8 protein-coding genes are annotated in these 8,414 nt (G+C 65.0%); 3 read left to right on the top strand and 5 right to left on the bottom strand.

The features are described 5' to 3' along the window. Positions 1-177 precede the first annotated feature (177 nt). The gene (locus ACODTA_RS23070; protein ID WP_489069033.1) at positions 178-1,647 is read left to right on the top strand and encodes a lipopolysaccharide biosynthesis protein; all 1,470 of its coding nucleotides are present in this window, start codon (positions 178-180) and stop codon (positions 1,645-1,647) included. A gap of 8 nt (positions 1,648-1,655) precedes the next feature. Here ACODTA_RS23070 and ACODTA_RS23065 read toward each other — a convergent pair whose 3' ends face one another. Then, positions 1,656-2,084: a CBS domain-containing protein gene (locus tag ACODTA_RS23065; protein ID WP_489069031.1), complete on the bottom strand. Its 429-nt coding sequence runs from the start codon at positions 2,082-2,084 to the stop codon at positions 1,656-1,658. A gap of 71 nt (positions 2,085-2,155) precedes the next feature. On the opposite strand from ACODTA_RS23065, the gene ACODTA_RS23060 reads away from it, so the two are divergent. After that, entirely contained in the window at positions 2,156-2,449 is a 294-nt protein-coding gene (locus tag ACODTA_RS23060) for a hypothetical protein (RefSeq protein WP_489069029.1), read from the top strand. Further along, positions 2,446-2,829, top strand: a complete 384-nt coding sequence (locus tag ACODTA_RS23055) for an acyl-CoA thioesterase (RefSeq protein WP_489069027.1) — start codon at positions 2,446-2,448, stop codon at positions 2,827-2,829. The genes ACODTA_RS23060 and ACODTA_RS23055 overlap by 4 nt, the downstream gene beginning before the upstream one ends. Position 2,830: 1 nt before the next feature. Here ACODTA_RS23055 and ACODTA_RS23050 read toward each other — a convergent pair whose 3' ends face one another. From ACODTA_RS23050 to ACODTA_RS23035, 4 genes are all read right to left on the bottom strand, one after another. Next, entirely contained in the window at positions 2,831-4,384 is a 1,554-nt protein-coding gene (locus tag ACODTA_RS23050; protein WP_489069039.1) for a DUF4139 domain-containing protein, read from the bottom strand. Positions 4,385-4,412: 28 nt separating this feature from the next. Next, the gene (locus tag ACODTA_RS23045; RefSeq protein ID WP_489069025.1) at positions 4,413-5,774 is read right to left on the bottom strand and encodes a DUF4139 domain-containing protein; all 1,362 of its coding nucleotides are present in this window, start codon (positions 5,772-5,774) and stop codon (positions 4,413-4,415) included. A 113-nt stretch (positions 5,775-5,887) separates the two neighbouring features. Beyond that, entirely contained in the window at positions 5,888-7,336 is a 1,449-nt protein-coding gene (locus ACODTA_RS23040; RefSeq protein ID WP_489069023.1) for a porin, read from the bottom strand. A gap of 72 nt (positions 7,337-7,408) precedes the next feature. Continuing rightward, positions 7,409-8,269, bottom strand: a complete 861-nt coding sequence (locus tag ACODTA_RS23035; protein WP_489069021.1) for a DUF4167 domain-containing protein — start codon at positions 8,267-8,269, stop codon at positions 7,409-7,411. Positions 8,270-8,414 lie beyond the last annotated feature (145 nt).

The raw sequence follows: 8,414 nt of genomic DNA, 5'->3' as shown, positions 1-8,414 counted from the left end.
ACTGCAGGAACCAAGTGGCTCACCGCTGCGGTGAGAGGGCATATATGGAGGGGTCCAACCGCCGTCAACCGCCATTTTTGCAAAATTGTTTCAGGCTGCCGTTCTATGCTCTGCAAAGCCGGAAAAACCGGGCTAATGGCACAGTGAAGCGAGAGCGAAGCCAGACGGAGCGATTGGGTGGAAGACGCGGAGATTCAGGACGGCACCTTCGCGAATCGGGTGAGGAGCGCTGTTTTCTGGCGTTCCGGCAGCCAGATCGCGTCGCAGATCGTGATGTGGGGCTCGACCCTGATGGTCATCCGGATCCTCAATCCCAGCGATTACGGGCTTTTCGCGATGACCCAGGTGATTCTCGCGCTCTTCAATTTTCTCAATGGCTATGGATTCGCGAGTTCGATCATCCAGTCCGATTCGGTCGAACCACATCGAATCAGGCAGGCCTTCGGCATGTTGCTGCTGCTGAACGGCGGCCTTGCGATTCTCCAGCTCACGATCGCTCCGCTCGCGGCGGACTATTACAACCAGCCGATGGTGGCGGATCTGCTCCGCGTTCAGGCGCTGCTCTATCTCGCGACGCCCTTCATCGCCCTGCCCGACGTACTGCTCAGCCGCGCGCTCGATTTCCGCAATCAGGCCAAGGCCAATTTCACCTCCGCGATCGTCGGCGCCACCACGGCGCTTGCCTGCGCGCTCGCGGATTGGGGCGTCTGGACACTGGTCGCCGCGCCGATCGCTCTTTTCTATACGCGTGCGATCGCCCTCAACCTGGCGGCGCGCGTTCTCGTTTGGCCCAGTTTCGACTTCCGCGGTGCCGGCGCTATGTTCGGCTATGGCGGCGCGATCCTGATCACCCAGCTCTTCTGGATCGTCCAGAGCCAGTCCGACATCTTCATCGGCGGGCGCACGCTCGATCCCCATGCGCTGGGCATCTATGCCGAAGCGCTGTTCCTGACGCAGATCGTCGCCACCAAATTCGTGCCGCCGCTCAACGACGTCGCCTTTCCCGCCTATTCGCGGCTCCAGCACGATCGTGAGGCCTTTTCTGCCGCCTTCGTGAAAGCGATCAAGCTGATCATGCTGGCGACCATGCCCATATATTTCGGTCTCGCCGCCACCGCGGAGCCGCTGGTGATCGCGATCTTCGGCATCAAATGGGTGGAGATGGTGCCGCTGGTCCGCGTGCTGGCGCTCGCCATGCCCTTCGTGACGTTGCAGATCCTCTATTCACCCGCCACCAACGGCGTCGGCAAGCCCTGGATCGCGGCGCGTTCCTCGATCGCGGGCGCCGCGATCATGACCATCTCCTTCCTGATCGGGGTGCGCCATGGCGGCATGGGCCTGGCGCTCGCCTGGCTGATCGGCTTCCCGCTATTCGCATTGGTCGCCTCGGCGATGTCGCTGCCGGCGATCAGCGTTTCATGGCGCCGGCTGGCGCTGGCGATCGCGCCCGCATTGCTGGTCTCGGCGGCGATGGCCGCTCTGGTCTGGGGACTCGACGGACTGCTGCCCCCGCTCAATCCCTTCGCCCGGCTCGCTTTGCTCGTGCCCGTCGGGGCAGCCGCCTATGGCGCCCTGCTCTTCCTGTTCGCGCGCGCCACGCTCGACGAGTTGCTGCGCCTGGTGATCAAGCGCAAGGCGGCGGCATAAGAATCGCCTCAGGCGCTCTGGATATAATCGCGCATCGCTGCCGCTTCCGATTCGATCCGGTCGATGCGGTGCTTCACCAGATCGCCGATCGAAACGAAGCCGACGAGCGCGCCGCCGTCGATCACCGGCAGATGGCGGATGCGCCGGCGCGTCATCATCGACAACGCACCGATCGCTGGGTAATCCAGATCGACGGTGATGACCGGGGCGGTCATCGCCTCGCGCACCGATCGTCCAAGCGCGGCAGCACCATCGCGCGCCAAGCAATAGATCACGTCACGTTCCGAAAACACGCCGACGACGGCGCCCCCTTCCACCACCGGCAATGCGCCGATCCGCTTGTCAGCGAGCAGCGCGACCGCGTCCGCCACGCTCGCGTCGGCGCCGATGGTGATGACTGTGTGCGGATTGCCCTCGACGACCTTCCTGATGGTCATGGCTCGACTCCTCTCCAATTCCAGTGTCGTGCCCGATTGATGTTCCCACGAACCGGCCGCAAAGGGAAGGCATGACCGACGAGAAGCCCGATCTTTCCGATCCGGATTATGCGCGATTCGCCTGGGCACGCTATCGGCGGCTGATGGCATGGATGGGGCTGGTCGCCGTCCTGTCCGTGATCGCGGCGATCGCCTATCTCCATGCCGTGCACGGCCCGATCCCGATCCATATGCTGATCGCGACGATACTGGGCATCGGCCTGTCGGTGATGCTCGGCGCCGGCCTGATGGGGCTGGTGTTCCTGAGTTCGGGCACCGGCCATGACGAACGCATTCAAGATCATAGCGAGGACGAACCACGATGAGCGCAGATTGCCCCCAAGATCCCGTATTGCGCGTCGTGCCCGGGCCAAGCGACATCAATTCCAACGGCCATATCTTCGGCGGCTGGGTGCTGAGCCAGATGGACATCGCGGCAGGCATCGTCGCCGGCCGGGTGGCGCAGGGGCCGACCGCGACGGTCGCGATCGATTCGATGGCCTTCATCGCGCCGATCCATCTGGGCGACGTGATCTCGGTTTACGCCCATGTCGAGCGCCGGGGGCGGACATCGATCGGCATCCGGATCGAGGTGATCGCGACGCGCGACCGAGGCAACCAGGAAGTGAAGGTGACCGAGGGCCTGTTCACCTTCGTCGCGCTCGACGAGAATCACCGCCCGCGCCCGCTGCCGCCCGCGGCATGATCTACCGTCTCCGTTCGAGCCGGACGACATAGGAAACCGAGGCGGTTCCGTTCTCCGGCACCGTCACCGGCAACACCCACCCCCCGCGCCCGCGCTCGATATCGGGCGAGCGCTCGATCAGGTCATAGGGAACCAGGATCTCTGCCTTCACCGGAAAGGGCCGCGCATTGGTCAAGTCCACGCGCCAGTCCTGGCGTTTCTTCGTCTGCGCGACCTTGATCAGCCGCCATTGCACATCCGGGCTCTGCCCGATCGGCAGCTCGACGCGTTCGTCGATGGCGAGATCGGACAGATCCGCATTGCCCACCAGCAATTCGCGTTCGTCGATGGTCTCGAAGATCGCGACCGCGCCCGCCGGCAGTGGCAGACCCAGCCCTTTCTCCTTGCTGTTCCTGCCTCTGAGCAGGAACGGCATCGCCTGATAGTTCGGCTGCCCCGACGCGGCATTGACCGAATAGACGCGGTCGAACGCCGCATCGGACTGGTCGATCATCGCCACCTGTTTCTGTCCCTGGGCGGCCACGGTCACGCGCTCGGGCACGCGATAGAGCTTCAGATCGCCCAGATCCTCCTGCTGCGCGACCATCGCCACGGGTGCGGGCGGCGGCGGGGGAGGCGGCGGTGGCGGCGCCATCGCATAGGCGACGCGCCCCCGGCGCTGCGAAGTCACCACGATCTCCGTCGACTCCATCGACACATCCTCTTCAGCCGCCTGCGGCCAGGGCAGACGCGTGAAGACATATTTGGGATGCGTGCTGGTGACATCCATCGGCCAGCATTGCAGTTGCAGCGCCGATCTGGGCGGAGCGAGTGGCGGAGCATTGCGCTCCTTGCGCGGTTGTCCGGCGACAACCTGCAACCGGGCATCCTTGAAGCTTTGCACGCCGCCATTCGCGACCGTCAGCCAGGCGAACAGGCCCAGCTTGCCCGTCGTCGCGCTCATCCGCGCGACATAGCTGGCCGACCAGTCGAAGCCCTGCGCCATATAGGTGAGCTGGATCGTCGCGCTTACCGGCCGATCACTGCTCGTCAGCACCGACAATGTCGGGCGCGCCGACAGATCGGCCGGCACCTCGGAATAGAGCATCCGTTCGGGCAGCCCCGAGCACCCCAGCACCTCGAAACCTTCGGCGGTCTGCAGGATCACCCCGCCATTGGGCCCGGCCTGCACGATCGCATCCTGCTCGATCACCTTGCCCGTCTTGCGGTTGGTGCGCTTCAATCGCACGCTGCGCTTGAGATAGGCGTCGACCAGTCCGGCGGGCGAGATCAGCCGCGCATCGCGATTCTTTTCGCGAACGCCGTTGGGCAAACCGGTGACGATCGCCGTTTCCGGCAGCAGTCCTTCCGCCACGCCTTCGAATCGGATTACGCTCTCGCCTGCGGGAATCGTGATCGTTCGCGTCTCGCTGATCAGCGCATAGCCGCGCGGCCAGTTGCGATCCATGGCGCCGCTGCCGCGATTGGGCGCGCGATAGATGGTGACCGACGTGTCGTTCACGTCGCGCGATACCACGGTCTGCGCCGGAGCGGAGACCGCCCAGCCCAGCAGCATCAGGAAAAGCGCGAAGGCGCGCACGCGCTCAGTACCGCGTGTCGAAGGTCGCGGTCAGCTCGGTCGTGCCATTGGCGGCCACCGGCACTTTCCATTCAATGCGATCGGCTGAAACGCGCGTGCCCTCGATGCTCTGCTCGGCGATGCGGACGTCGCCCCACAGCCCGTTCTGCGCGACATCGACCGTCACGGCTTCGGGCCGGGCATTGGTGACGATGTAGCGCATCTTGGTCTGCCAGCGCCGATTGGACAGCTTCGTGCGCGCCTCGACCACGGTCTTCACCTTCACGTCGAAAGCGTCGCCGGTGCGGATCGCCATCGCCGATCCCATCGGCGTGTGATCGATACGGCTTTCGCCGATGAACTGCGGATCGCCGCGCGCGTCGCGCAGATAGACGCGGATCGTGCCGGCCGGTAGCTGATCGCCCAATCCGCCCTGTTTGGAGGTGGAGAATTTGATCGCCGTCACCACGCTGCGCGGCGCATCGTTACTGCCCAGCCAGCCATTGACGAATTCATAGGCCTTGCGCGCCGGGGCGCCCTTGACGTCGAGAAAGCTCACCTGCTTCTGCTGCGCATGCGCGATCGTCGTGCGCTCGGCGAGTGGATAGAGATAATAGTCGCCCAGCCGCTCGCGCGTGCCGCTTTCGGTGCCCGCCGCTTCGAGCGTGGCGTTGAGCGCGTTGAAGCGGTTCTGTCCGCCACCAACATTGCCAGCGACCAGCAGCGTATCGGCGTTTGTATAGGTGGTGCCGGTATTGTTGGTGAGCGTGACCCAGCCCTGCATGTCCGCCGCGCCCGATTTCTCGTCGAACAGCATCACATAGTCGCTGGTCCAGCCCATGCCCGGCGTCAGGTAGGAAAGGCGGGTCTGGACGGCCCCCGCCTTCGCCGCATCGATCGTCACCGACAATGTGGGCCGCGCGCGCAGATTCTCCGGCACCTTGTCGAACACGACGCGCACCGGCAGGCCATCATCACGCAACACTTCGATGCGGCCGCCGATCTGGAGGACGATACCGCCATTGGCGGCGAGCACGCGGGCCTGCTCACGTGTCTCCGCGCCCGTCGCCGGATTGGTCCGCACGATGGTGATCATCTGGCCAACGGCTTTTTCCATCAGCTTGTCGGGAGACAGCAGGTCATAGTCGAAATTCTGCTCGACAATCGCGATGCCGGATCCGGCCAGGCTCGCGGTCTCCGGCCTGATTTGCGCCGACACATCCGGGAATTCCTGCCGACTACGCCCCGCCGGCACGGTCAATGTCCGAGAATCCTGAACCAGCGCGATATTATTGTTGTAGATGGTGACCGCGACATCGCCCTGCGCGGTCTGCGCCGCCGCGGCGGCCGGTGTCAGGATCGCCGCCAGGATCAGGCCGTTACGCATCACGCATCTCCCCTTCAGACGCGGCGATGATGCCGCATCGGAAGATCGATGCGAAGCGCAAAAAATGTTTTGACCGCGGAACCTATCCCTCCCGCGAGCGGGAGGAAGGATGGTCAGAATTCCACCTGCGCGCGCAGCACCATCAGGTCGGTGGAATATTGCCGTTTGTCGGCAGGCAAGGCCGATCCCGGCACGACCAACGCCGCCGATGGCCCACCTTCCACTTCGAGATGCGAATATTGCATCAGGAAGCGGATATAATCGACCGGATTCCAGATCGCGCCCAGCGAATAGCCCGTCTGCTTGCCGCCATTGAGCAACACCGTGCCGCCGACAACATCGGTCAGATCGACCATGTCGATACGCGCGTTGAGCTGGAGCGCGCCCCAGCCACCATTCCCCACCGGCCGCAGCACCCTGGTGCGGTCCCAGCGGCCGGTCTTGTACCCCCGCGTCTCTCCGGTCAGATAATAGCCCATCTCGGCATAGCCGCTGACATAGCTGGGGCCGTTCGCGTAAAGGAGACCGCCCTTGTCAAGCGATGCGCGATAATCGTTCACCCACAATTTATGGCCTTCGCCGGCGATGTGGAACGGCCCGAAAATGCCCGCCAACTCCACGCCCAGCACATCATCTCCACCCGCGGTCAGCAGCCCCGAATCGATGAAGCGGAAATCGGTGATCGTCGTCAGCGGACGGGTGCGGTACCGCGCTTGCGGCACATCGGTCCGGTTGCTGCGATGCTGGAAGCTCGCGCCGATATGGAGCCGTGCCTTCTCGCCCAGCTTCGGCGAGAAGGTGCCGCGCACGCTCGCCTGCCAGCCATCGTCGCCGAAATCGCTGGTGATACCCGTCTGATAGAGGCCTGCGGTGATCGTGTAGCGGTCGGCGGGATCGAGCCACGCCAACGACGCACCGATGCGCCGATTGAAATTGAAGGCCTCGGTCGACTGGTCGCGGTCGCCGAACGAAGTCAGCCGCGAGCTCGTCATCACGTCGAGACCCGACAGCGGATAGGCGTTGCCGATCGTCAGCATTAGTGGCGTGCCCTTGGGCTGCCAGGTCAGCACCACATCCTCATAACCGACATTGCCGTCGGCGAAGTTGAATTCGGCCTTATATCCGAAGCCGCCGGGCAACGCCCCTTCGGCGCCGAAGACCGCGCGGCGCAGGCGCGTGCGATTGCCGAAATTGCCCGACGCGTTCAACGCGTCGGACGGATTGTAGACGCGGCCGCTGTCGAACTGGAGGAAACCCTTGGGCTTGAAGCTGAAGCCCGACGCCTTGTCCTCGAACTGCGGCGCCCCCTTCCAGGCGATCGCGGTAGCCGGCGGCGCGGCCGGCGCGGCGGCGGGGGGCGCCGTCGCGATGACCGGCACCGGAATCGCTGCGGCCGCCCGCGATTCGGCGAGCTGCCGTTCGAGCTGATCGACCTTGTTGCGCAACGCATCCAGCTCGGCCCGCAACGCCTGGAAATCGGCGGTCGCGGGATCGGATTGCGCCATGGCCGGCGCATCCCCGAGCAGGGCTGCCGTCACGCTCAGCAGCACCAACGATTTCATCGCACCCTCTCCACCAAAAGGAAGGGCGACGCCTTGCGGTGCCGCCCTTCAAAGTCAATCGATTCGGAGCCTTCAGCCCTCAGCCGCCGGCGCCTCGGCCGCCTTGCGCGGCCGGCCGCGGCGCTTGGTCGCCGGTGCGGGCTCGGCTTCGGCCGCAATGGTTTCCAGCGCAAGCTCGGGCGCGCTTTCCTCTGCACGGATACCGAGCGAAGGCGGCAGGCGATCGGCTTCGATCCCGGCTTCCTCTTCTACGCGATGATGGCCGTTGGCGGCGCCATTGCGGCGCGGACGCAGGCCGCGCGCGGCGCGCGGCGCCTCGACCGGCTGCTCTTCGCGCACTTCGGCGGGCGCTTCCGCGACTTCAGCCTGAACAGGCTGCTGGCGGGGACGACGCTCACGCTGCTCGCGGGGCTGACGCGCCTCGCGAGCTTCACGCGGTTCGCGCGCCTCGACAGGCTCACGCTCTTCCCTGGGCTCACGCGCCTCACGCGGTTCGCGATCGTCGCGGCGCGCGCGTTCACGGCGCGGTTCGCCACGATCCGGATCGCCACGGCCGCGGTCGCCGCGACCCTGATCGCCCCTGGGCTGATCGATATCATCGCTGTCGCCGCCGGCCTCGCCGCGCAGTTCCTCGCCTTCGTCCTCATCGTCCTGATACTCGTCGCGCGGGCGGCGATTCTCTTCGAAGCGGGCGCGGCTTTCGCTCAGCACGCGGAAATAATGGTCCGCGAACTGGAGATAATATTCGGTCATGACGCGATCGCCCTGCATCTGCGCGTCGCGGGCGAGGGTCTTGTACTTTTCGAGCAACTGGCTGGCATTACCGCGCGCACGATTGTCGATGCGATTACCTTGTTCAGGACGGCCAGGACCGCCCTGTGGGCGCTGGCCGCCGCGGCCGCGACGGCGGCCGGACTGCTGACGATTGTTCATCAAGTGACTGGTGTCCTCGCTCTTGGCGTACTTACACGACGCTCCCGGTCTTCCCGTACACAGCCCCCCAATCCGAGCGCGGCGCCAGCTTTACAAAAAGCTGGCGCTTCCCATCCTTCTGCCGCGATCCAGCGGACCTCAGCGA

Source organism: Sphingomonas sp. FG14 (assembly GCF_057809675.1).
This window is presented reverse-complemented; position numbering and strand designations above follow the sequence as displayed.

What these genes read in the sequence shown, in the direction of transcription:
- ACODTA_RS23050 (WP_489069039.1), bottom strand. Translation starts at nt 4,384, where the DNA reads ATGCTGCTGGGCTGGGCGGTCTCCGCTCCGGCGCAGACCGTGGTATCG.
- ACODTA_RS23035 (WP_489069021.1), bottom strand. Translation starts at nt 8,269, where the DNA reads ATGAACAATCGTCAGCAGTCCGGCCGCCGTCGCGGCCGCGGCGGCCAG.
- ACODTA_RS23055 (WP_489069027.1), top strand. Translation starts at nt 2,446, where the DNA reads ATGAGCGCAGATTGCCCCCAAGATCCCGTATTGCGCGTCGTGCCCGGG.
- ACODTA_RS23040 (WP_489069023.1), bottom strand. Translation starts at nt 7,336, where the DNA reads ATGAAATCGTTGGTGCTGCTGAGCGTGACGGCAGCCCTGCTCGGGGAT.
- ACODTA_RS23065 (WP_489069031.1), bottom strand. Translation starts at nt 2,084, where the DNA reads ATGACCATCAGGAAGGTCGTCGAGGGCAATCCGCACACAGTCATCACC.
- ACODTA_RS23060 (WP_489069029.1), top strand. Translation starts at nt 2,156, where the DNA reads ATGACCGACGAGAAGCCCGATCTTTCCGATCCGGATTATGCGCGATTC.
- ACODTA_RS23045 (WP_489069025.1), bottom strand. Translation starts at nt 5,774, where the DNA reads ATGCGTAACGGCCTGATCCTGGCGGCGATCCTGACACCGGCCGCCGCG.